Source organism: Agromyces sp. NPDC127015 (genome assembly GCF_042725165.1).
Classification (GTDB): Bacteria; Actinomycetota; Actinomycetes; order Actinomycetales; family Microbacteriaceae; genus Agromyces; species Agromyces chromiiresistens.
This window is the reverse complement of the sequence record NZ_JBHXDI010000001.1, coordinates 1,300,565-1,321,020: the sequence shown is the minus strand read 5'-3', so window position 1 is coordinate 1,321,020 and position 20,456 is coordinate 1,300,565. Positions and strand designations below refer to the sequence as shown.

18 protein-coding genes, 1 tRNA gene and 1 other RNA gene are annotated in these 20,456 nt (G+C 71.6%); 6 read left to right on the top strand and 14 right to left on the bottom strand.

Going from position 1 to position 20,456, the window contains the following annotated elements; genetic code table 11:
- The first annotated feature begins 98 nt into the window (after positions 1–98).
- The 3 genes from ffs (at position 99) to ACFWGP_RS06325 (ending at position 1,400) form a co-directional block, all read left to right on the top strand.
- An RNA gene (gene ffs, locus ACFWGP_RS06335) (signal recognition particle sRNA small type) lies at positions 99–195 on the top strand.
- Positions 193–280 (top strand) — tRNA-Ser (locus tag ACFWGP_RS06330). Before ffs ends, ACFWGP_RS06330 begins: the two co-directional genes overlap by 3 nt.
- A 598-nt stretch (positions 281–878) precedes the next feature.
- Complete coding sequence (locus ACFWGP_RS06325) at positions 879–1,400, top strand: hypothetical protein (protein WP_231431764.1); 522 nt, start codon at positions 879–881, stop codon at positions 1,398–1,400.
- Positions 1,401–1,473: 73 nt separating this feature from the next.
- Here ACFWGP_RS06325 and ACFWGP_RS06320 read toward each other — a convergent pair whose 3' ends face one another.
- The 3 genes from ACFWGP_RS06320 to ACFWGP_RS06310 all read right to left on the bottom strand — a co-directional run bounded on the left by ACFWGP_RS06320 (position 1,474) and on the right by ACFWGP_RS06310 (position 4,533).
- Positions 1,474–2,088 carry a GNAT family N-acetyltransferase gene (locus ACFWGP_RS06320; protein WP_376930414.1) on the bottom strand — a complete coding sequence of 205 codons (615 nt, stop codon included), beginning with the start codon at positions 2,086–2,088 and terminating at the stop codon, positions 1,474–1,476.
- 71 nt (positions 2,089–2,159) lie between these two features.
- Positions 2,160–4,034 carry a helicase HerA-like domain-containing protein gene (locus ACFWGP_RS06315; RefSeq protein ID WP_376930413.1) on the bottom strand — a complete coding sequence of 625 codons (1,875 nt, stop codon included), beginning with the start codon at positions 4,032–4,034 and terminating at the stop codon, positions 2,160–2,162.
- Positions 4,035–4,077: 43 nt separating this feature from the next.
- On the bottom strand, positions 4,078–4,533 hold the full coding sequence (locus tag ACFWGP_RS06310) for an SRPBCC domain-containing protein (RefSeq protein ID WP_376930412.1): 456 nt from the start codon (positions 4,531–4,533) through the stop codon (positions 4,078–4,080).
- Positions 4,534–4,697: 164 nt separating this feature from the next.
- On the opposite strand from ACFWGP_RS06310, the gene ACFWGP_RS06305 reads away from it, so the two are divergent.
- From ACFWGP_RS06305 to ACFWGP_RS06295, 3 genes are read left to right on the top strand one after another with little or no spacing between them, the layout of a single operon-like run.
- Positions 4,698–5,621, top strand: a complete 924-nt coding sequence (locus ACFWGP_RS06305) for a helix-turn-helix domain-containing protein (RefSeq protein ID WP_376930411.1) — start codon at positions 4,698–4,700, stop codon at positions 5,619–5,621.
- A 45-nt stretch (positions 5,622–5,666) separates the two neighbouring features.
- Positions 5,667–6,965, top strand: a complete 1,299-nt coding sequence (gene ligD / locus ACFWGP_RS06300; RefSeq protein WP_376930410.1) for a non-homologous end-joining DNA ligase — start codon at positions 5,667–5,669, stop codon at positions 6,963–6,965.
- Positions 6,962–7,819, top strand: coding sequence for an aminoglycoside phosphotransferase family protein (locus ACFWGP_RS06295; protein ID WP_376930409.1), 858 nt, complete (start codon positions 6,962–6,964; stop codon positions 7,817–7,819). Before ligD ends, ACFWGP_RS06295 begins: the two co-directional genes overlap by 4 nt.
- A gap of 119 nt (positions 7,820–7,938) precedes the next feature.
- Here the strand turns inward: ACFWGP_RS06295 and menC are convergent, their stop codons facing one another.
- The 11 genes from menC to ACFWGP_RS06240 all read right to left on the bottom strand — a co-directional run bounded on the left by menC (position 7,939) and on the right by ACFWGP_RS06240 (position 20,307).
- Positions 7,939–9,171, bottom strand: a complete 1,233-nt coding sequence (menC, locus tag ACFWGP_RS06290) for an o-succinylbenzoate synthase (protein ID WP_376930408.1) — start codon at positions 9,169–9,171, stop codon at positions 7,939–7,941.
- Positions 9,168–10,007 carry a hypothetical protein gene (locus tag ACFWGP_RS06285; RefSeq protein ID WP_376930407.1) on the bottom strand — a complete coding sequence of 280 codons (840 nt, stop codon included), beginning with the start codon at positions 10,005–10,007 and terminating at the stop codon, positions 9,168–9,170. The genes menC and ACFWGP_RS06285 overlap by 4 nt, the downstream gene beginning before the upstream one ends.
- 120 nt (positions 10,008–10,127) lie before the next feature.
- Positions 10,128–11,120, bottom strand: coding sequence for a hypothetical protein (locus tag ACFWGP_RS06280; RefSeq protein ID WP_376930406.1), 993 nt, complete (start codon positions 11,118–11,120; stop codon positions 10,128–10,130).
- Positions 11,121–11,396: 276 nt separating this feature from the next.
- On the bottom strand, positions 11,397–12,374 hold the full coding sequence (pucL, locus tag ACFWGP_RS06275) for a factor-independent urate hydroxylase (RefSeq protein WP_376930405.1): 978 nt from the start codon (positions 12,372–12,374) through the stop codon (positions 11,397–11,399).
- Between the two features lie 7 nt (positions 12,375–12,381).
- Positions 12,382–12,759: a hydroxyisourate hydrolase gene (gene uraH / locus ACFWGP_RS06270; RefSeq protein WP_376930404.1), complete on the bottom strand. Its 378-nt coding sequence runs from the start codon at positions 12,757–12,759 to the stop codon at positions 12,382–12,384.
- Positions 12,756–13,253: a 2-oxo-4-hydroxy-4-carboxy-5-ureidoimidazoline decarboxylase gene (gene uraD, locus ACFWGP_RS06265; protein ID WP_376930403.1), complete on the bottom strand. Its 498-nt coding sequence runs from the start codon at positions 13,251–13,253 to the stop codon at positions 12,756–12,758. Before uraD ends, uraH begins: the two co-directional genes overlap by 4 nt.
- A 181-nt stretch (positions 13,254–13,434) precedes the next feature.
- On the bottom strand, positions 13,435–13,911 hold the full coding sequence (bcp, locus tag ACFWGP_RS06260) for a thioredoxin-dependent thiol peroxidase (RefSeq protein ID WP_275506467.1): 477 nt from the start codon (positions 13,909–13,911) through the stop codon (positions 13,435–13,437).
- A 186-nt stretch (positions 13,912–14,097) separates the two neighbouring features.
- Positions 14,098–16,620, bottom strand: coding sequence for an allantoinase AllB (gene allB, locus ACFWGP_RS06255; RefSeq protein ID WP_376930402.1), 2,523 nt, complete (start codon positions 16,618–16,620; stop codon positions 14,098–14,100).
- Positions 16,621–16,659: 39 nt separating this feature from the next.
- A complete protein-coding gene (gcl, locus tag ACFWGP_RS06250; RefSeq protein ID WP_376930401.1) occupies positions 16,660–18,447 on the bottom strand; it encodes a glyoxylate carboligase in 1,788 nt (595 codons plus the stop codon).
- A gap of 102 nt (positions 18,448–18,549) precedes the next feature.
- Positions 18,550–19,428 carry a 2-hydroxy-3-oxopropionate reductase gene (locus ACFWGP_RS06245; protein ID WP_376930400.1) on the bottom strand — a complete coding sequence of 293 codons (879 nt, stop codon included), beginning with the start codon at positions 19,426–19,428 and terminating at the stop codon, positions 18,550–18,552.
- Positions 19,429–19,482: 54 nt separating this feature from the next.
- The gene (locus ACFWGP_RS06240) at positions 19,483–20,307 is read right to left on the bottom strand and encodes a hydroxypyruvate isomerase family protein (RefSeq protein ID WP_376930399.1); all 825 of its coding nucleotides are present in this window, start codon (positions 20,305–20,307) and stop codon (positions 19,483–19,485) included.
- Between the last annotated feature and the right edge of the window lie 149 nt (positions 20,308–20,456).

The following is a 20,456-nucleotide window of genomic DNA, read 5'->3' as shown; positions in this document are numbered from 1 at the left end:
GGCCGGCTTTCTCGGAGCGATGCTCCCTCCGGGTGCGCGTTCCAGGGGGCTCGTGCGGCCCGCCGTGCAGCGGGGCCGCCCGACTCGGGTAGACTGTCCGAGGCTCCCCACGTGGCGCTATCCAGGCCAACTCCCCCAGGGCGGAAACGCAGCAAGGGTAACCGGGCTCTGGCGGGTGCGTGGGGGGTCACTGGAGGATTCGCCTAGTGGCCTATGGCGCACGCTTGGAAAGCGTGTTGGGTGAAAGCCCTCGGGGGTTCGAATCCCCCATCCTCCGCCAAGAACGATCACGCCGGGTGCGCGCACAGCACCCACACCGGGGTTCGAATCCCCCGTCCTCCGCCAAGAACGATCACGCCGGGTGCGCGCACAGCACCCACACCGGGGTTCGAATCCCCCATCCTCCGCCAAGAACGATCACGCCGGGTGCGCGCACAGCACCCACACCGGGGTTCGAATCCCCCATCCTCCGCCAAGAACGATCACGCCCGTCACGCGATCGGCACCGCCCCTCGCCGGCATCTTCCCGATGCCGGTCGAGGGGTGTTCTGCGTCGAGGCATCCGCCCGTGCCCCCATGTCCGCCATCGTCGCCGGCAGCGCCTATGCTGTCCTGAGCCGGGTCGTGAGGGCCCGAGATGTCGACGAAGACGACGGCGTTCTCGTTGACCCCACGACGCCGGCACATTCTTCCCCTTCCGTCCGATCGCCGCGTCCGCGCGCGTCGCGCCCCGCCGTGTCCTCATTAATGCCGAATAGCGTGCACCTCGCGCGAGGCGGATGATGTGAGAGATGTCAGCGGCACCGGTGGAAGCGAGGAGTGGGGATGCAGGGGGCTCCTCCATCAGCGCGGCGGCAGCAGGGGGCGACGGCCTCAGGGTGATCACCCTGAGGCCTCGTCGCACGCTCGGATGGAGCTACGGCGTCGCGGCAGCGGCGCTCGTGCTTCCACTGCTCGCCGTCGAGCTGTGGGTGCTCGATCCGACGGGGTCGTGGCCGATCGTCGCGGCAACGGCCGCGATCGTCGGCGGGCTGATGTGCCTCGCCTGGATCGCCTACCGCCGCACCCGGGTGTCGATCAGCCGCTACGGCATCGTCGAACGCGGATTCTTCGGCACCACCACGGTCGTCGCGGCCCGCGACGTCTCGAAGGTGCTGCGGCTCGACCTCTACCGGTCGAACAGCCTCGACACGACCGACGAGCTGTTCGTCGTGTGCCGCAGCGGCCGCGGCCGGTTCCGCATGCGCGGCCGGTTCTGGGACGCGTCGGCGATGGACCTCGTCGCCGGTGTGCTCGACGTCGAGGAGTCGACGCGGGACGAACCGGTGACGCTCGCCGAACTGCGCGAGAGCGATCCCGGGCTGCTCTACTGGTTCGAGCGTCGCTCGCTCATGGCCTGAGCCGCGAGGCCAGTGGTCTCGACACGCGTTTCGCGCTGCTCGGCCGACGGCATCGCGCTCCTCGACCGCCGGGTCACTGCGTCGCGACGCCGAGCTTCGGCGACACCGGCGTGCTCGACGGCAGCTCGTGGAATCCCAGCCGGTCGTAGAACGCCCGCGCACCCGTGTTCTCGGCCGCGAGGCCGAGGTGGAGCGCAGCGACTCCTCGCTCGGCGAGTGCACCGCGCACCGTGTCGATGAGCCGGCGTCCCCAGCCCTGCCCCTGCAGTTCGGGCAGCAGGTCGATGTGCAGGTGGGCGGGGTACCGGTCGAGTTCGGGGATGAGCATGCGCTCGGGGTGCACGCCCGCGTCGATGAGGGCGGCCTCGGTGAACGCGGGTGCGTGCTCGGTCGGCGGCGCGGCGACGGGATGCCTCGCCGCGAAGCCCGGCGCCCACTCGCGCCGCCACCACTCGACGAAGTCCGCCGTGTCGGCGACGGCCATCACGTAACCCGCGGCACGTTGCTCGTCGGCCACGACGAAGGTGAGTTCGGGCGCGTACTCGACGTACGGCAGTGCGAACACCTCGGGCATGAGCGTGTCGTCGGAGTACACCCCCGTCGCGTCGCCGCCCGCTGCCGCGGTGCGCAGGCAGACCAGTGCGACGTCGTCGCGGTCGGCTGGGCGGTACGGGCGGATCTGGAACATCACGCCCATCCTCCCGTACCGGGTCTCGATACGCGTCCTCGTTCGTCGGGCGCTACTTCATCAGTGCAGCCTCAGCGGCGCTTGGCCATGCCGAAGATGCCGGTGATGACCTGCTTCAGCACGGTCTGGGTGGTGCGCGAGCCGAGCACCTCCTCGAGCGCCGACTTCTCCTTCGACCGCGACCGCGACGACGACCGGGAACTCCCGGACGTCTGCTTCATCAGTCGGTCGTACTCGGCCTGCGCCTTCTTGTCGGCCTTCGCGGCGTCGGCCTGGATCTTCGCCTGCATCTTCGCGTACTCGGCGTCGGCCTTCGCCTTGGCCGCCGCGGCCTCTTCGGCATCCACCCTCGCCGCGGCATCCGCGAGCTTCTTCGTCAGGATCTCGTGCGCCGACTCGCGGTCGATGCCCGTCGAGTACTTCGCCGAAAGCGGCGACGCGGCGACGGCCGCATCGATCGCCGCGTCGGGTGAGGGCGACATCGACGCCCGCGGTGCACGAAGCCTCGTCCACGCGACGGGCGACGGCGCGCCCTTCTCGTTCATCACCGTGACGATCGCCTCGCCCGTGCCGAGCACGGTGAGCGTCTCTTCCAGGTCGTAACCCGAGTTCGGGTAGGTCGACACGGTCGCGCGCAGCGCCTTCGCATCGTCGGGCGTGAACGCTCGCAGTTGGTGCTGCACCCGCGAGCCGAGCTGGGCGAGCACGTCGCCCGGAACGTCCTTCGGCGTCTGCGTGACGAAGAACACGCCGACCCCCTTCGACCGGATGAGCCGCACCGTCTGGGTGATCTGCGCGAGGAACTCCTTCGACGCGTCCTTGAAGAGCAGGTGCGCCTCGTCGAAGAAGAAGACGAGCTTCGGCTTGTCGAGGTCGCCGACCTCGGGCAGGTCGGTGAAGAGATCGGCGAGCAGCCACATGAGGAACGTGGAGTACAGCGCCGGCTTGTCGGCGACACCCGGCACCTCGAGCAGGCTGATCACACCCCGTCCGTCGGGCGCGGTGCGCAGGAACTCGGCCGTGTCGATCTCGGGCTCGCCGAAGAACACGTCGGCGCCCTGGTCGGCGAAGGTGATGAGCTCGCGCAGGATGACCCCGACCGTCGCCTTCGAGAGGCCGCCGAGCCCCTCCAGCTCGGGCTTGCCCTCGTCGCTCACGAGGTAGGCCAGCACGGCGCGCAGGTCCTCGAGGTCGAGGAGGGCGAGGTTGTTCTTGTTCGCGTAGTGGAAGACGAGGCCGAGGCTCGACTCCTGGGTGTCGTTGAGCCCGAGCACCTTCGAGAGCAGCAGCGGCCCGAACCCCGAGATCGTGGCACGGATGGGCACGCCCTTGCCGACGCCGCCGAGCGAGAAGAACTCGGTCGGGAAGCTCGCGGGCGTCCAGTCCTGCCCGATGCCGGCCGTGCGCTTCAGGAGCTTCTCATTGCCCTCGCCGGGCGTCGCGACGCCCGAGAGGTCGCCCTTGATGTCGGCGGCGAAGACCGCGACGCCCGCCGCCGACAGCTGCTCGGCGAGCACCTGCAGGGTGCGGGTCTTGCCGGTGCCGGTCGCGCCCGCGACGAGTCCGTGCCGGTTCGTCATCGCGATCGGGATGCGCACCGGGACGCCGGGCATCGCCTCGCCGTTGACGAGCGCGCCCATCTCGAGCGCGGGGCCTTCGAACGCGTACCCGGATCGCACGACCTCGACGTGCTCCTGGTCGAGCGGGCCGGATGCCTCGGGCGCGGGCTTCTGGGGCGCCGCCGCGGCCGCGGCGGGTGCTTCGGCTGCCTGCGGCGCTTCGGCTGTGGCATCCTCGGCCTTCGCGACCTCGGCGGCCGCCTTCGCGAGCGCCGCCGCCTCCTCGGCCGCCTTGATCGCAGCCTCGGCCTGCGCCTGCAGCGCCTTCGCCGCTTCGGCCGCAGCGGCGGCCGCCTCCTGAGCTTGCTTCACCGCGTCATCGGCCATGTCGCGATCCTATCGAGGCGGCTCGGCGCGGCCGAGACCCGCCTCACCCCGGGAACGGGAGCGCACGACCCGTCTCGATCCACGACTTGAAGCTCGAGAGCACGAGCGGCCACGTCTCGGCGGTCTCGGCTTCGGCCGGGTGCCCCTCGCTCCACTCGTCGTTCGTGAAGGTGAGCTTGGTGAGATCCTCGCCCGCGGAGCTCATGCGCCAGGTCATGCGGCTGCGCAGGTCGGCGTGGTTCTCGCGGTAGGTGGGGCCGGGGTGCTCGGAGAGCTGCAGCAGCGCACCCGGCTCGGCGGCGAGCACCTCGCCGTACACGTGCACCGTCTCCTCCCCGTCCTGCCCGGGGCCCACGTACTCGTAGCGCTCGCCCGGGGCGAGCTCGCCGCGGAGCACCGAGCCCCACATGACGGCGCGGCTGCCCTCGTCGCCGGTGATCGCGTCCCACACCCGCTGCGGTCCGGCGGCGACGTAGAGGGTCATCTCGAAATCGGCCATGGTCGGTTCCTTCCGTTCGTTCTGCTTCGGTTCGGTATTGGTGAGACGCTACGGATGCCTCGGCGCCGGCGTCTTGCACAAACGCGACGGCGGCTCGGGCGCGTCGGGGCGTGGGCAGCCGTCGGCAGGCATCGCGTGTCGGCGGAGGTCGCCATACTCGGAGCATGCAGCCCTCGGACTACTGGCGGACGCGCGCCGGCGCGGCCGAGAAGGGCGTGCTCGCACCGAGGCCAGGCGAGCCCGGCCTCGCCCCCATCGCGTCCGATGCGGCGGCGCAGCACGCGGCGGAGGCGCCCGTGCGACTCGCACGTTTCCCGGCGCCGCCCGCCGTCGCGCACGTCGTACGCCACTTCTGGGTGCCCCGCTGGCGATTGCCCGACGGGGTCGTCGTCGAGCAGGGCGTGCTCGAGTACCCCTCGGCGAACCTCGTCGTCGAGCTCTCCCGAGCGGCCCTGCACGGCCCGTCGATCGGGCGAGGCCGTTCACGCCTCGAAGGCGAGGGTTGGGCCGTCGGCGCCCTCCTGCAACCCGGTGTCGCCGGGCTCATCGCGCCGGGCGAGATCCGCGCGCTCGTCGGCACCTCGGTGCCCGTCGACCGCCTGCGGCTGTCGGGCACGGCGGCGGGCGTCGACCAGGTGCGCGCCGCGGCCGTCGACGGGCGCGACGACGAGGCGGTGGCGGCCTTCGCCGACTGGCTCGGCGCCCAGGCGCTCGAGCTCGACGCCGACGCCGCCCTCGCCGCGCGAGTCGTCGAGCTCGCCGAGACCGACCGCTCGATCGTGCGGGCGAGCGAACTCGCCGAGGCGGCCGGGCTCGGGTTGCGAGCCCTCGAGCGGCTCGTGCGCTCCCGGCTGGGGCTGACCCCGAAGTGGCTCATCGTCCGGTATCGCATGCAGGAGGCGGCGCACCGGCTCGCCGCGCCCGACGCTCCGCCGCTCGCCGAGCTGGCCGCAGAGCTCGGCTTCGCCGACCAGGCCCACTTCACGCGCGAGTTCCGCGCCGTCATCGGCGAGACTCCGAGGCGCTACGCCGCGGCCGCGCGAGCCGCAGCCGTTCCTGATGGTGCGGTCGCAGCGTCGGCGGAGTGACGGCCGGGGTTCCCTCCCGGCACCGGCCCGACCTAGGGTGAGAGGGTGAGTCCGACGGCGCGCGCGGCAGAGGTCATCGAGGTCGACGGTCGCGAGGTGCGCATCTCGCATCCCGACAAGGTCGTCTTCCCCGAGCCGGGACTCACCAAGCTCGATCTCGTGAACTACTACCTCGCGGTCGCCGACGGCGCCCTGCGCGGAGCGGGCGGGCGCCCGATGGTGCTCAAGCGGTTCGTGAAGGGCATCGACCAAGAGGCCTTCTTCCAGAAGCGCGCTCCCGACAAGCGCCCCGACTGGATCGAGACCGCGACCCTGCACTACGCCTCGGGCAACTCGGCCGAAGAGGTGGTCGTGAACGACGCGGCCGCGCTCGCCTGGGTCGTGAACCTCGGATGCCTCGACCTCAACCCGCACCCGGTGCGTGCGGACGACCTCGACCACCCCGACGAGCTGCGGGTCGACCTCGACCCGATGCCGGGCGTCGACTGGTCGCAGATCGTCGACGTCGCCTTCGTCGCCCGCGAGGTGCTCGACGATGCCGGGCTCGTCGGCTGGCCGAAGACCTCGGGCTCGCGGGGCATGCACATCTCGGTGCGCATCGCCCCCGAGTGGACCTACCCCGACGTGCGCCTCGCCGCCGAGACGCTCGCCCGCGAGGTCGAGCTCCGCGCGCCGGGCCTCGCATCGGCCCGCTGGTGGAAGGAGGAGCGCGGCGAGAGCGTGTTCGTCGACTTCAACCAGAACGCGAAGGATCGCACCGTCGCCTCGGCGTACTCGGTGAGGCCCCTGCCCGACGCCCGCGTCTCGACCCCGCTCGACTGGTCGGAGGTGCGCGAGAGCCGCCCCGAGCGCTTCACGGTCGCGACCGTGCTCGAACGCTTCGCCGAGCGCGGCGATCCGGCTGCCGGCATCGACGAGGCCGTCGGTCGGCTCGACGGGCTGCTGCGGCTCGCCGAAGAGCTCGGGCCGGCCGAGAAGCCGCCGCGACGCGGCTCGGGCGACGGATCGGGACAACGGCAGTCGACGATGCCGCTCATCGAGATCGCTCGCGCGAAGACCAAGCCCGAGGCACTCGAGGGCCTCGAGCGGTGGAAGGCGAGGCATCCCGACGTCGTCGCCCGCCTCGAGCCGGCGGACGTGCTCGTCGACGGAATGCGCGGCAGCTCGTCGCTCTGGTACCGCATCCGGGTGAACCTGCAGCACGTGCCCGAGGCCGGCCGTCCGCCGCAGGAGCCGCTCGAGGTCGACTACGACCCGTGGGCGAAGTACCGCGACGACGACGGGTCGCTCGCGTTCCCCGCAGGCCGCACCCGCGGCGACGATGCAGCGGGCCGCACCTCGTGACCGACTTCGGACCCGTCGACCCCGGCCACCACGCCGACGTCGAGTGGCTGCACCGCTGGCGGCTCCGCCCCGAGGGCGACCCGCAGACGACCGCGTCGAGCACGCTCATGCCGGTGCGGACCGACGACGGGCAGCCCGCGATGCTCAAGATCGCCCACGTCGACGAGGAGGAGCGCGGGGCAGAACTGCTCGAACTCCTCGACGGGCGCGGCGTCGCCCGCGTGCTCCGCCGCGAGGGGCGGGCACTCCTGCTCGAACGCGCCACCGGCCGCCGCGACCTCGTGCGCATGGTGCTCGACGGCGACGACGACGATGCGACCCGGGTGATCTGCGATGCAGCGGCCCTCGTGCATCGCGACCCGGCCGAGCTTCCGACGCTGACCGGCGCCGGCGAACCGCTGCTCGTGCCGCTCGAAACGTGGTTCCGCGAGCTGTTCGCCCACGCGGACGACCTCGATCCGCTGCATCGGCAGGGGGCCGACTTCGCCGATCGGCTCCTCTCGTCGCAACGCGACGAGCGGGTGCTGCACGGCGACCTGCACCACGGCAACGTGCTCGACTTCGGCGACCGGGGCTGGCTCGTGATCGACCCGAAGGGGCTCGTCGGCGAGACGGCGTTCGACTACTGCAACCTGCTCTGCAATCCGTCGCACGCCCGGGCGCTCATGCCCGGCCGGCTGGCCCGGCAGTTCGCCGTCGTCGTCGGCGTCACGGCGCTTCCGCCGACGCGACTGCGCGAATGGCTCGTGGCCTGGTGCGCCCTGTCGTCGACGTGGTTCGCGATCGCCGACGATCCGGTGCACGCAGAATCGGTCACGCGGATCGGCGTGACGGCGGCCGACCTCGTGCTCTGAAGGGTCGCCGTGGGGTGCACGGGCGCGTGCGCCGACGTTCCGCACTTCGCCGCAGCATCGGGGCTTCCGCCGCTCCACGGCGCGACGCGACGCGGCACGCCCCGGCCCGACGCTGCTTCCTACCGAAGCTCGCGCTGCGCGAGCTCGACGGGCGTCCGCGACGCCCACTCCCGCACCAGCTCGGTGCGAACGGTCACGCCCGTGCCCGGGGCATCCGGCACGCGGAGCTGCCCGCGATGCTCGCCCTCGCCGAGCACGAACGGCTCGGTCAGGTCCTCGGCGTAGTACCGATCCGATGCCGAGGTGTCGCCCGGCAGCTCGAACCCGGGCAGCGCGGCGAGCGCGACGTTCGCGGCACGGCCGATGCCCGTCTCGATCATTCCGCCGCACCACACCGGTACGTCGAGCTCGCGGCACGCGTCGTGCACCCGCAGCGCCTCGAGGTAGCCGCCCATGCGGCCCGGCTTGATGTTCACGACGCTCGTGGCGCCGCGGTCGATGGCGTCGATCGCGGTCGCGGCGTCGAGGATCGACTCGTCGAGGCAGACGGGCGTCTCGCAGGCGGCGGCGAGGCGGGCGTGGGTCGCGAGGTCCTCCTCGGCGAACGGCTGCTCGATGAGCAGCAGGTCGAAGGCGTCGAGGCTCGCGAGCGTCGGGATGTCGTCGGCCGTGTACGCCGTGTTCGCGTCGACCTGCAGCAGGCCGTCGCGACCCATGAGCTCGCGCACGGCCGCAACGGGTACGAGGTCCCAGCCGGGCTTGATCTTGAGCTTGATGCGCCGGTACCCGGCCTCGAGGTAGCCGGTCACCTCGTCGAGCAGCTCTTCGAGCGTCGGCGCGATGCCGACCGAGACGCCGCAGTCGACCCATTCGCGCACCGCGCCGAACGCCGCCCCCATCGAGCGCCCCTGCGCGCGCAACTCGGCGTCGAGCACGGCCGCCTCGAGGGCGGCCTTCGCCATGCGGTGCCCGGCGACGAACGCGAGCGTGCCGGCGACCGAGCTCGCGAGCGGCATCGAGGCACCGCGCGAGCCGGGGCCCTCGACGGCGTCCGCAATGGTGCGGCCTTCGCCCGCGCGCCCGCCCGCGCCGTGCGCCACGCTCGCGTCGAGCAGGGCAGGGCCGAGGAAGCGCTCGATGACGGATGCCGCGCCGTCGACGTACTCGGACGAGTAGAACGGCTCGCGGCCGGCGACGCATTCGCCCCAGCCGTCGCCCGCGTCCGTGCGCACGTGCACGAGCAGCGCCTCGCGCACGGTCTCGCGGCCGAAGCTCGTCTCGAACGGCCGCACGAGCGGCACCTCGATGCGATGCAGCTCGATCGCCTCGACCTGCGTCGGATCCGTCGTCATCTCGCCTCCCGGTGGTCGCCCGCCGCATCGGCATCGTCGGCCGTGAACACGTAGTCGCCGGCGGCGTCGAGCTCGGGCCGCAGCCCCTGTCGCGCCATGTCGGTGAACGCACGCACCGACGCCTCGCGCATCCGTGCGGCCTCGGCCGCGTCATCCCGCCGCAGCTTCTCGTAGTCGGGCATGAGCGCGAACCCGCCCGTCGCCGCCCACCGGGGCGCCGGGCCGCCGGTGAGCGCCCTTCGTACGCGCGGCGAGGTGAGCCGCCAGCGCACCTCGAAGCGGTCGCTGCGGTCGGTGCCCGAGATCTCGTCGCCGAGCACGCCGTAGAACTCGGGCAGGTAGGCGGCGACCTCCGCACCGAGTCGCACGAGGTTCATGCGGGCGTTGCGGCGGATGAGCGGGTCGAACGTCCAGCGGATCTCGTCGATGCCGTGCTCGAGGCAGCGGGCGCGCTGGCGCAGCTTGAGCGCGAGTCCGATGCCGTGCCCGCGTGCGGCGGGCGCGACCGCGTTCATGTGGGAGTGCAGGTGGACGCCCTCGCTCCAGCCGAGGAAGCCGAGTGCCGCACCGAGCAGCTCGCCGGGCTTGGCGAACGGCGGCGTGGCCGAGGCATCCACCCCGCCCTCGTCGTCGGCCACCGCGACGAGCACCGTGCCGCCCGCGTGCGTGATCGCGCGGATCATCGAGTGGTCGGGCCCGCGCCCATCACCCCACGTCGCCTCGAAGCGCGCGAGCACCGCGTCGATCTCGTGCTCGCCGGCGTCGCGCGTGATGATGCCCGCGCCGAGGTCGGCGCGATCGGCGAGGGCCACGGCCTCGGCGACGTCACGGTCCATGTTCCGAGGCTAGCCGAGCGCGCCGGCGCGCCGGGGTGCCGCACCCCTCCCGTCTGTAGGACGTTCTGGCCTCCGCACGGCGTGTCGACGCTCGACGCACCGCCGTCAGCGGAGTTCGTCCTACAGATGGGTCCGCGATGGGGAGGCACTCGTCTCGTGCGTTGCCGCTGCTCGGGCCTTGAGCACGACCTTCGCATCGGCGACCACCCGCGCGACCGTCGCCGAGACGAATGGCCAATCGTCGAGCACGTGCATCGCACTCGGCCGAATCACCGGCACGCCGAAGGACTGCGAAACCAGCGTTCGGTCGCGATCGTTGTAGAACTCCGCCCGCCCCGAGTGGAACTCCCGACCGTCGACCTCGAACAAGACGCAGCCGTCGATCCGGCCGTCGAATCGGCCGATCCCACCCGGCGTCACCTGCGGCTCGACGCGGTATCCCTCTCGCGCGAGACGGCGGATGAACAGACTCTCGACGCCTGACTCCGGCACGCCCGTGAATTCGTCCACCAGTGGTGCGTACGTGCCGGGTACGGCGGCGAGCACCGCGTCGATCTCGCGCCGCGTCAGCACACCTTCGTGCAGCGCCGAGTCGATCGCGGCGCTCGCATGTTCACGCGGAAGGCACCGTAGCGCGGTCGCGAGGGCAGTCATCGGTGACACGATCCAGTCGCGGGCGGCTTCAGGCCGAACGTCGTTGACGTAGTGCACGCGTACCGGCCCCGGCCCAGCGAGACGAACGGCGCGGTCTCGGCGGCGACGCTCGGAGACGACCGGATGCCAAACGCCGTGGACGAGCGGGTCTTCGACCTCGGGGTTGCGAACGATTCTCGGCGTCGAGCGAGACACCGCGATGTGCAACGACTGGTCGACGCCCGACCAGATTCCGAGTCGGCGCAACGCCGAGATGCAGCCGATGCGTCCACCTGCGGCTATTGCGCGAAGTTGATCGTGGTCGGCCTCGGACGAGACCACCCAGCCACGACGCGGCCGACGAGCGATTCCCCGGGCGGTCGCGGCACGCAGCGAGGCATCCGATTCACCGAGGTCTCTGAGGGTCGAGACGCGTGCAGCCTCGCCCAACAACGTGAGTTTCGTGAGCAGGTCGGACATGCTGCGATCGTGATCGGCGCCGCGCGAGAGCTTCGCGTCCTGTGGGTGATTCGGTGAGGCGGGAGGCGCGGCCCGACCTGTGGAGGACAAGACGACGGGTGTGCACTGTAGGAACTTCTGGCGACACGCCGTCCCCACTCGCGCGACACACCGTCGAATACGCAGAAGTTCCTACACATCCGCGGCCGAGACCGAACGGGAGCGACGGACAGCGCGCGGACGAGACGCGAGCGCCCCGCCCGGCGGAGCCGGACGGGGCGCTCGGGAGCAAGCCGATCAGCAGAAGTCGCCGGTCGACGCCCACACCTCGGGCACCTCGGCGAGACCCTCGCGCGTGACAGTGGCCTCGATGAGGCCGTATGAGCGGTCGCTCGCGTAGAACACCTCGTTGGGGTTGTCGAGGCCGAACGGCTCGAGGTCGACGACGAAGTGGTGCTTGTTCGGCATCGAGAAGCGGATCTCGGCGATCTCGGGGTGCGCCTCGAGCACCGCCTGGCCCATCTCGAAGAGCGTCGTCTGCAGCGCGGCCGAGTAGTGCTCGGTGAACGTCTCGAGCAGGATCGCCTTCACGCTGTCGTAGACCGCGTTGTAGTCGACCTCGGCGCCCGGCTGGTAGCGCCAGCGCGTCGCGACGCTCGTCGCGAGGATGCGGTCGGTCGTCTCCTGCAGGGTCGTGTAGCGGTCCTTCGGGTAGCCGACGAAGCCCGACTGGGTCGTCTTCAGCACGGTCAGGTCCTTGAGGCCCGCGAGCACGTGCCGGGTGTCGCCGTCGGCGACGACGGCCGCCGTGCGCACCTCCTGGCCGTTGCGCACGAACGCGTGGTCGTGCGGCCGGCCGTGGGCGGTGATGCGCTCCCACGCGTAGCTCTCGGCGAGCCAGCGGCCGCCGGTGACCCAGTCGAACGAGCCGACGAAGTGGTCGGCGAGGCGCAGCAGGAACGCCTCGGGCGAGCCGACGCCGTCGCGGGCGAACGCGAAGATCGTGTTCTTCTGCGTGTCGGTCGCGACGACGTGCGAGTTGTCGCCGTCGAGGTGGGCACCGGCGAAGTCGCCGCGCAGCTGCGAGGTGACGTTGAGGTCCTCGATCTCGTGGCGGTCGGTGTCGCGGGTGACCTTGACGACGCGGACCTCGGCCTTGCCGTACTGGTTCGCGCCGAGCACGATGGCACCGGTCGCCGCGCCGGATGCCGCGGCAGTGCTCGAGCCGCCCGCGTCGTCGGAGCCGGTCACGGTGTTGATCAGGGTGTCGGTCATGTTCGTTCTAACTTCCTCGGTAGGTCGAATAGGCGAAGGGGCTCAGCAGGATCGGCACGTGGTAGTGACGGCCCTCCTCGGCGACGAGGAACGTGAGCAGCACCTCGGGGTAGAAGGCTTCGGTCCGGGTGGAGGCGAAGTAGGCGCCGGTGTCGAACCGGAGCCGGTACTCGCCGCCCGGGACCGTCTCGGGGCCGAGCTGCTTCGCCCGCCCGTCGTCATCGGTCACGGCGCTCGCGACGAGCGACCAGCCGTCGGCGCCGCCCGAGGCGGAGCCGCCGCCCGAGCCATCGCCCGAACGCCGGTAGAGCTCCACGGGCACCCCCGCGGCCGGCCGGCCTCGGACGGCGTCGAGCACGTGCGTCGTGATCTGCGAAACGGTCATGCGGCGATGGCCCCCTTCAATCTCAGAACGGCGATCTCGCGCAGCTCCTCGGCGACGACCGCGTCTTCGGTCGCGTCGTCGTTGCCGAGCCGGGCGGTGAGCGCGTCGAGGATCTCGCCCGCCGAGCGACCGGCCGCACGGATGAGGAACACCCGCCCGAACCGCTGCTCGTACGCGGCGTTGCCCTCGGCGAGCGCCCTGGCGATCTCGGCATCGGCGGGATCGACGCCCGCCTGCTCGGAACGCGACAGGCTGGCTTCGGTGCTGGCACCGCTCGCCCGCTCCCCGATGCGCGGATGATGGCTGAGCGCCTGCTCGACCTCGTCGGCCGTGAACGGCGACGCGGCGGTGCCGGCCTCGGCCACGAGCTCGTCGATCGAGCCGTACGGTCGGCGATCGGCGAGGTGCTCGCACCACCGCGTCACGTCGATGCATGGACGAAGCGTGGCGATCGCCTCCGAGCGACCAGCTCCGTTGAACTGTTCAAGCTTCATCGCTTGAGTCACTTTCTCATTCTGCTGGCATCCACGGTGTACGGATATACGAAACGCTGGTTTCGTATCGTGGAACTGTTATTTCAGCATGTGACAATCTTAGCGAACGGATGCCTCGTGGGCAACGATTTCGCATGAAGAAGTCGCGCCACGAGGCATCCGGTTCAGGGGGTGTCGACCCCTACAGGCCGAGCTGCTCGCGCAGCCGGCCGACGTGCCCGTTCGGGTCGACGTTGTACTCGAGCGCTGCGACGCGCCCCTCGTCGTCGACGACCGCGGTCGAGCGGATGAGCCCGTCGAACGTACGGCCCGCGACAGTCTTTTGGCCCCACGCGCCCCACGCCCTGGCGACCTGCGCCCCCTCGTCGGAGAGCAGCGGGAACGAGAGCTGCTCGGCCTCGGCGAACTCGGCGAGCCGCGACACCGGGTCGGGCGAGATGCCGAGCACCGTGTAGCCCGCCGACTGGAACGACGCGAGGCTCTCGCGGAAGTCGCACGCCTCGGTCGTGCAGCCCGGCGTGAACGCAGCCGGGTAGAAGTAGACGATGACGGGACCGCCGCGGTGGTCGCTGAGCCGCCGCACCGCACCGGTCGCGTCGGGCAGGGCGAAATCGGGTGCGGGCTGGCCGGTCTCCAGCTCTTCGGACGAGTTGATCATGAGGTGCTCCGTTTCATCGGTCGACGGGATGCCTCGGCGCCGGTGCCCCTCGCGAGGTCCGGTGGTCCGTTTCGGTCGGCGGGAGGAAGGTGTGGGGATGATGGTGTTGCCTGCTGGCGGTCGGGAACGGATTCGGCCGCGAGCCGGAACGGTATCGGACCGCCCGGCCGCGCGGCCCCCGGGATGCTACGCGTTCCCTTTTCGAAGCATCCGGCCCTGGGCCCGTTCGCGGTCGACGGGGGCGCCGGCGAGGTAGGCGCCGCGAACGGCTCCCGTGAGCTCGCGGCCGTCGTACGGCGTGACGGGGTGTCGATGCTCGAGCGCCTTCGCATCGACGGTGAATCGCTCGTCGGGCGCGAAGACCGCGAAGTCGGCGGCGAGGCCGGTCGCGATGCGCCCCTTGGTGGTGAGGCCGACGCGCTCGGCGGGCCGCTGCGCCATCCATTCGACGACGCGATCGAGCCCGATGCCGCGCTCGCGCGCCTCGGTCCAGATGAGCGGCAGGCCGAGCTGCAGCGATGCGATGCCGCCCCAGGCGAGCTCGAAGTCGCCGTCGCCGGCGTACTTCAGCTCGGGCGTCGACGGCGAGTGGTCCGAGACGACGAAGTCGATGACGCCGTCGCGCAGGCCCGCCCACAGCGCGTCGCGGTTCGCATCCTCGCGGATCGGCGGGCAGCACTTGAACGCCGTCGCGCCTGCTGGCACGTCCTCGGCGAACAGGGTGAGGTAGTGCGGGCACGTCTCGACGCTGAGATCCGTGCCCGCGGCCTTGGCCCGGGCGATCTGCCCGAGCGAGTCGGAGGAGCTGAGGTGCAGGATGTGCGCCCGGGCGCCCGTGCGGGTCGCACGGTCGATGACCTCGGCGATCGCCGTGTCCTCCGCTTCGCGGGGGCGCGAGGCGAGGAAGTCGGCGTAGCCCGGGCCGCCGGCGTGCGGTGCCGCGTCGATGACGTGCGCATCCTCGGCGTGCACCACGAGCATCGAGTCGTGCTCGGCGATGACCCGCATCGCCTGCTCCATCTCGTCGGCGGTCACCTGCGGGAACTCGTCGACGCCCGAGTGCAGCAGGAAGCACTTGAACCCGAACACGCCCTCGGCCGCGAGCGGTGCGAGCTCGTCGAGGTTGCCGGGCACGACGCCGCCCCAGAAGCCGACGTCGACGAAGGTCTGGCCCTCGGCGGCCGCGCGCTTCTCGTCGAGCGCCGCGACCGACACGGTCGGCGGGATCGAGTTGAGCGGCATGTCGATGATGGTGGTCACTCCGCCGGCCGCGGCCGCGCGGGTCGCCGAGGAGAAGCCCTCCCATTCGGTGCGACCGGGTTCGTTGACGTGCACGTGCGTGTCGACGAGGCCGGGCAGCAGCACCTCGTCGGCGGCGAGCTCGACGACCTCGTCGCCGACGAGGCCCGTGCCGAGCGGTGCGATCGACGCGATGCGGCCGTCGCGCACGCCGATCTCGACGGCGCGTTCGACCGGTCCGCCGTCGCTCGCGACGAGCGCGCGTGCTGCGCGGAACACCGCGTCGTACCCGGCGGGAGACGCCGTCTGGTCGGTGGCCCGCTGGGATGCCTGGTCGGCGATGAGGTCGGTCACGAGTTCCTCCGCGAGTCGGGTCAAGAGATCGGATGCCTCGGCCATGCTGCGAGCCGGATCGGGCTCGAGCTCGGCGAGGGCGCGAGCAGCGGCGAACCCGGCGCGGTGCACCTCGTCGTCGCTCAGCAGGCGGCGGCCGCTCACCGCGTAGACGGGCACCCCCGCACGCCGGGCGGCGCGGGCGACGCCGATCGGCGTCTTGCCCATGAGGCTCTGCACGTCGAGGCTGCCCTCGCCGGTGATCACGGCGTCGGCCCCGGCGAGCCGGGCCTCGAGCCCGGTGAACTCGAGCACGACGTCGATGCCGGGCCGGCGTTCGGCGCCGAGCACCGCGAGCGCGGCGAAGCCGGTGCCGCCGGCGGCACCGGCACCGGGTCGTTCGGCGGCGACGCGCGCGGGCGCCGCCAGGATCGGGTCGTGCTCGGCGAGCACCGCGACGAGGTTCGCGAGGGCCGCGTCGAGCGCGGCGACGTCGTCGGGGGTCGCGCCCTTCTGCGGGCCGAAGACCGCGGCGGCGCCGAACGAGCCGAGCAGCGGGTTGTCGACATCGCTCGCGAGCACGATCTCGGTCTCGGTCAACCGCGGGTCGAGTCCGTCGAGGTCGATGCGGGCGAGCCCGGCGAGCGCGGCCCCTCCGTGCGGCAGCTCGGCACCCGTGGCGTCGAGCAGCCTGGCCCCGAGTCCCTGCAGCACGCCGGCTCCTCCATCGGTCGAGGCACTGCCGCCGATGCCGAGCACGATGCGCCGGGCGCCGGCGTCGAGGGCGGCCGCGATGAGCTGCCCGGTGCCGAGGCTCGTGGCGCCCGAGGCATCCGCCCCGCCGGTCGGAACCAGGTCGAGCCCCGACGCCCGCGCCATCTCGACGACCGCCTCGTCGCCGCGCAGGGCGAAGTCGGCCTCGACCGGCGAGCCGAGCGGGCCGGCGACGAGCGCCGTGCGGCGCTCGAAGCCGGCCGCGAGCGCCGCCTCGAGCGTGCCCTCGCCGCCGTCGGCCACCGGGATCGCGTCGATCTCGATCGCGGGGTCGACGCGCCGGGCGCCCTCGGCGACCCTGGCGGCCACCTCGGGAGCCGACAGCGACCCCTTGAACTTGTCGGGCGCGATCACGATGCGCATGTGTTCAGTCTTCCGTGTCGTGAGGATGATGGACAGGCGTCAGTCGAGCAGGGCGTAGACGGCCTCGGGCGCGTCGTCGGGCGTCTCGGCGAGGTCTTCGAACTCGTTCATGGTGTCGAGGTCGGCGCCCATCGCGATGTTGGTGACGCGCTCGAGGATGACCTCGACGACCACCGGCACCTGGAACTCCGCCTTCAGGCGCTCGGCCTCGGCGAAGCCCGCCGCGAGGTCCTCTGGGCGCTCGACGCGGATCGCCTTGCAGCCGAGGCCCTCGGCGACCTTGACGTGGTCGACGCCGTAGCCGGTGGCGACGCTGGCGGGATCGAAGGGGGTGTTGACGTTGTCGAACGCGAGCGACACCTCGTAGTCCATCTCGAAGCCGCGCTGCGACTGGCGGATGAGTCCCAGGTAGCTGTTGTTGACCACGACGTGGACGTACGGCAGCTGGTGCTGCGCACCGACAGCGAGCTCTTCGATCATGAACTGGAAGTCGTAGTCGCCCGAGAGCGCGACGACCTTCGCCTCGGGCTTGCCGCGCACGACGCCGAGCGCGGCGGGCAGCGTCCAGCCCAACGGGCCGGCCTGGCCGGCGTTGATCCACTGGCGCGGTTCGTACACGTGCAGCAGCTGGGCGCCCGCGATCTGCGACAGGCCGATCGTGGTGACGTACGTGGTGTCGTGGCCGAACGCGGAGAGCATCTCCTGGTAGACGCGGTGCGGCTTCATCGGCACGTCGTCGAAGTTGGTCTTGCGCTGCAGGCGCGCCTTTCGGTCGCGGCATTCCTCGGCCCAGCCGTGGTAGTCGGGCAGCTCGGCGACACGGTCGCGGGCCGCCTCGAGCAGGGCGTCGATGAACGCGCCCGCGTCGGAGACCACGCCGTAGTCGGGTGCGAACACGCGGCCGATCTGCGTTGGCTCGATGTCGACGTGCACGAAGGTGCGGCCCGTGCGGTAGGTGTCGAGGCCGCCGGTGTGACGGTTCGCCCACCGGTTGCCGATGCCGAGCACGAAGTCGCTCTCGAGGAAGCTCGCGTTGCCGTACCGCTGCGAGGTCTGGATGCCGACGAGCCCCGCCGCCAGCGGGTGGTCGTCGCCGATCGCACCCCAGCCCATCAGGGTCGGGAACACGGGCACGCCCAGGGTCTCGGCCAGTTCGACGAGCTTCGCGGAGGCGCCCGAGTTCACGACGCCGCCGCCCGCGATGATCGCCGGGTGCCTCGAGGCCGTGAGCAGGTCGAGCACCTTCTCGGCCTGCGCGCGGGTCGCGGCGGGCTTCGCCACCGGCAGCGGCTCGTAGGTGTCGATGTCGAACTCGATCTCGGTCATCTGCACGTCGAAGGGCAGGTCGATGAGCACGGGGCCGGGGCGGCCCGAACGCATGATCTGGAACGCCGTCTGGAAGACGCCGGGAACCTGCGCGCCCTCGAGCACCGTCTTGGCGAACTTCGTGACGGGCTTCGCGATGGACGCGATGTCGACGGCCTGGAAGTCCTCCTTGTCGAGCTTGGCCACCGGCGCCTGGCCGGTGATGCACAGCATCGGGACGGAGTCGGCGATCGCTGCGTACAGGCCCGTGATCATGTCGGTGCCCGCGGGCCCCGACGTGCCGATGCAGATGCCGATGCGACCGTCGGCGGTGCGGCTGTAGCCGTCGGCCATGTGCGACGCGCCCTCGACGTGGCGGGCGAGGGTGTGCCGGATGCCGCCGTTCGCGCGCATCGCGGAGTAGAGGGGGTTGATGGCGGCACCGGGCAGCCCGAAGGCCTCGGTCGCGCCCTCTTTGATCAGGATCTGGACGATGGCGTCGACGGCGCGCATGCGGGTCATGGGAGTGCTCCTTCGGAGACGTGGGTGGAAGATCTGGGTGGATGCCGCGGCACTGCGCCGCGGCATCCGCGAACCGCCCCGGCCTGAACGCCGGACGGGCCGCTACTCGCGGCCGGCGAGCGCGGCGGTGAGCTTGAAGAGCCCCGAGTGGTCGAGTCCGCCGTCGCCGCGGGCGACGAGCGAGGTGACGAGCTGGGCGACGGCCGAGCCGAGCGGAACGGTGATGCCGGCCTGGCGTGCGGCGGCGGTGACGATGCCCAGGTCCTTGTTGTGGAGGGCGAGGCGGAATCCGGGGGCGAAGTCGCGGTCGAGCATCTTCTGCCCCTTCTGGTCGAGGACCTTGGAGCCGGCGAGTCCGCCGCCCAGGACCTTCAGCGCGGCGTCGGTGTCGACGCCGAAGGCTTCGAGGAAGACGACCGCCTCGGCGAGCGCCTGGATGTTGACGGCGACGATGAGCTGGTTGGCCGCCTTCACGGTCTGGCCGGCGCCCGCGGGGCCGACGTGCACGATGGTCTTGCCGATGCCCTCGAGCACGGGCAGGGCCTTCGCGAAGTCGCCCTCCGAGCCGCCCACCATGATCGAGAGCACGCCGTCGACGGCGCCCTGCTCGCCGCCCGAGACGGGCGCGTCGACCGCGCCGAATCCCTTCGAGACGGCCTCCTCCGCGAGCTCCTTGGCGACGTCGGGGCGGATCGACGAGTTGTCGATCCACAGGGTGCCCGGCTCGGCGTTGGCGAACACGCCGCCCTCGCCGCGCACGACGGACTCGACGTCGGGCGAGTCGGGCACCATCGTGATGACGGCCTCCGCGCCCTTCACGGCGTCGGCGATGCTCGCGGCACCGCGGCCGCCCGCCGCGACGAGCGCGTCGATAGGCGCCTGGCTGCGGTTGAAGCCGGTGACATCGTGGCCGGCGGCGACGAGGTTCTTGGCCATGGGCAGGCCCATGATGCCGAGGCCGATGATCGCGATCTTGCTCATGAGTTGGTCCTTCGTGTTGCGTCGTGCGGGTCGGTCGGTGCCTGCGCGTGGCGGTCAGGCGGTGGCGGCGGTACTGGTCGCAGCGCTCGGCTCGGCGCCGGCGAGCCAGGTGAACGCCTCGTCGATCGGGGCCTTGTACTCGAGGCCGATCGGGCCGCCGTAGCCGAGCTCGCGGCTGCGGGCGATCCAAGCCTCGAGCGGCAGCCCGCCGGTGCCGGGGGCGCCGCGGCCCGGGTCGTCGGCGATCTGGATGTGGCCGAACGAGGGCGCGTGCGCCTCGATGACGGCGGCGACGTCGTCGCCGTTGACCGCGAGATGGTAGAAGTCGGCGAGCAGCTTGAGGTTCGCGGTGCCGGATGCCGCGCGCACGGCGTCGATCACCCGCACGGCGTCGGCCGCCGTCTTCAGCGGGTACGCCGGAGCGCCCGAGACCGGCTCGAGCAGCACGGTGCCGCCGATCGGGGCGACGCCCGCGGCTGCGGCCGCGAGGTTCTCGATCGCCGCCGCGTCCTGTTCGGCGGCGTCGACGCCCTCCTGGCGGAGGCCGTAGAGGGCGTTGAAGCCCTTCGTGCCGAGCTGCGCGCCGATGCCCGCGATGACCGCGATGTTGTCGCGGAACTCGTTCGAGCGGGTCGGCCACGAGACGAGGCCGCGGTCGCCGGCGGGCATGTCGCCCGCGTTGAAGTTGAGGCCGGTCAGCTGCACGCCCGCGTCGCGGATCGCGCCGACGAAGGCGTCGACGTCGCGGTCGGCGGGCACCGACTCGGCGAACGGCCACCAGAACTCGACGGCGTCGAAGCCCGCAGCCTTGGCCGCGGCCGGGCGCTCGAGCAGGGGCAGCTCGGTGAGGAGGATCGAGCAGTTCACCGTGTACGTCATCGTCGACTTCCTTCGTGTTACCTGTTTCCGTATTCCGGAAGAATTCTTCTGCTGTATGAAATCGTAAGCGCCGAGTGGCGAGACGTCAACCCTCGTCGGACGCTCGCCGCGGCATCCGCGACGAGATGTCGGAGAATTCAGCACCCAGA

Bases quoted from the DNA above. Each gene is read 5' to 3' on its own strand.
- ACFWGP_RS06320 (WP_376930414.1), bottom strand. From the start codon at position 2,088: ATGTTCCAGATCCGCCCGTACCGCCCAGCCGACCGCGACGACGTCGCA.
- ACFWGP_RS06315 (WP_376930413.1), bottom strand. From the start codon at position 4,034: ATGGCCGATGACGCGGTGAAGCAAGCTCAGGAGGCGGCCGCCGCTGCG.
- ACFWGP_RS06310 (WP_376930412.1), bottom strand. From the start codon at position 4,533: ATGGCCGATTTCGAGATGACCCTCTACGTCGCCGCCGGACCGCAGCGG.
- ACFWGP_RS06305 (WP_376930411.1), top strand. From the start codon at position 4,698: ATGCAGCCCTCGGACTACTGGCGGACGCGCGCCGGCGCGGCCGAGAAG.
- menC (WP_376930408.1), bottom strand. From the start codon at position 9,171: ATGACGACGGATCCGACGCAGGTCGAGGCGATCGAGCTGCATCGCATC.
- ACFWGP_RS06285 (WP_376930407.1), bottom strand. From the start codon at position 10,007: ATGGACCGTGACGTCGCCGAGGCCGTGGCCCTCGCCGATCGCGCCGAC.
- ACFWGP_RS06280 (WP_376930406.1), bottom strand. From the start codon at position 11,120: ATGTCCGACCTGCTCACGAAACTCACGTTGTTGGGCGAGGCTGCACGC.
- pucL (WP_376930405.1), bottom strand. From the start codon at position 12,374: ATGACCGACACCCTGATCAACACCGTGACCGGCTCCGACGACGCGGGC.
- uraH (WP_376930404.1), bottom strand. From the start codon at position 12,759: ATGACCGTTTCGCAGATCACGACGCACGTGCTCGACGCCGTCCGAGGC.
- uraD (WP_376930403.1), bottom strand. From the start codon at position 13,253: ATGAAGCTTGAACAGTTCAACGGAGCTGGTCGCTCGGAGGCGATCGCC.
- bcp (WP_275506467.1), bottom strand. From the start codon at position 13,911: ATGATCAACTCGTCCGAAGAGCTGGAGACCGGCCAGCCCGCACCCGAT.
- allB (WP_376930402.1), bottom strand. From the start codon at position 16,620: ATGCGCATCGTGATCGCGCCCGACAAGTTCAAGGGGTCGCTGTCGGCT.
- gcl (WP_376930401.1), bottom strand. From the start codon at position 18,447: ATGACCCGCATGCGCGCCGTCGACGCCATCGTCCAGATCCTGATCAAA.
- ACFWGP_RS06245 (WP_376930400.1), bottom strand. From the start codon at position 19,428: ATGAGCAAGATCGCGATCATCGGCCTCGGCATCATGGGCCTGCCCATG.
- ACFWGP_RS06240 (WP_376930399.1), bottom strand. From the start codon at position 20,307: ATGACGTACACGGTGAACTGCTCGATCCTCCTCACCGAGCTGCCCCTG.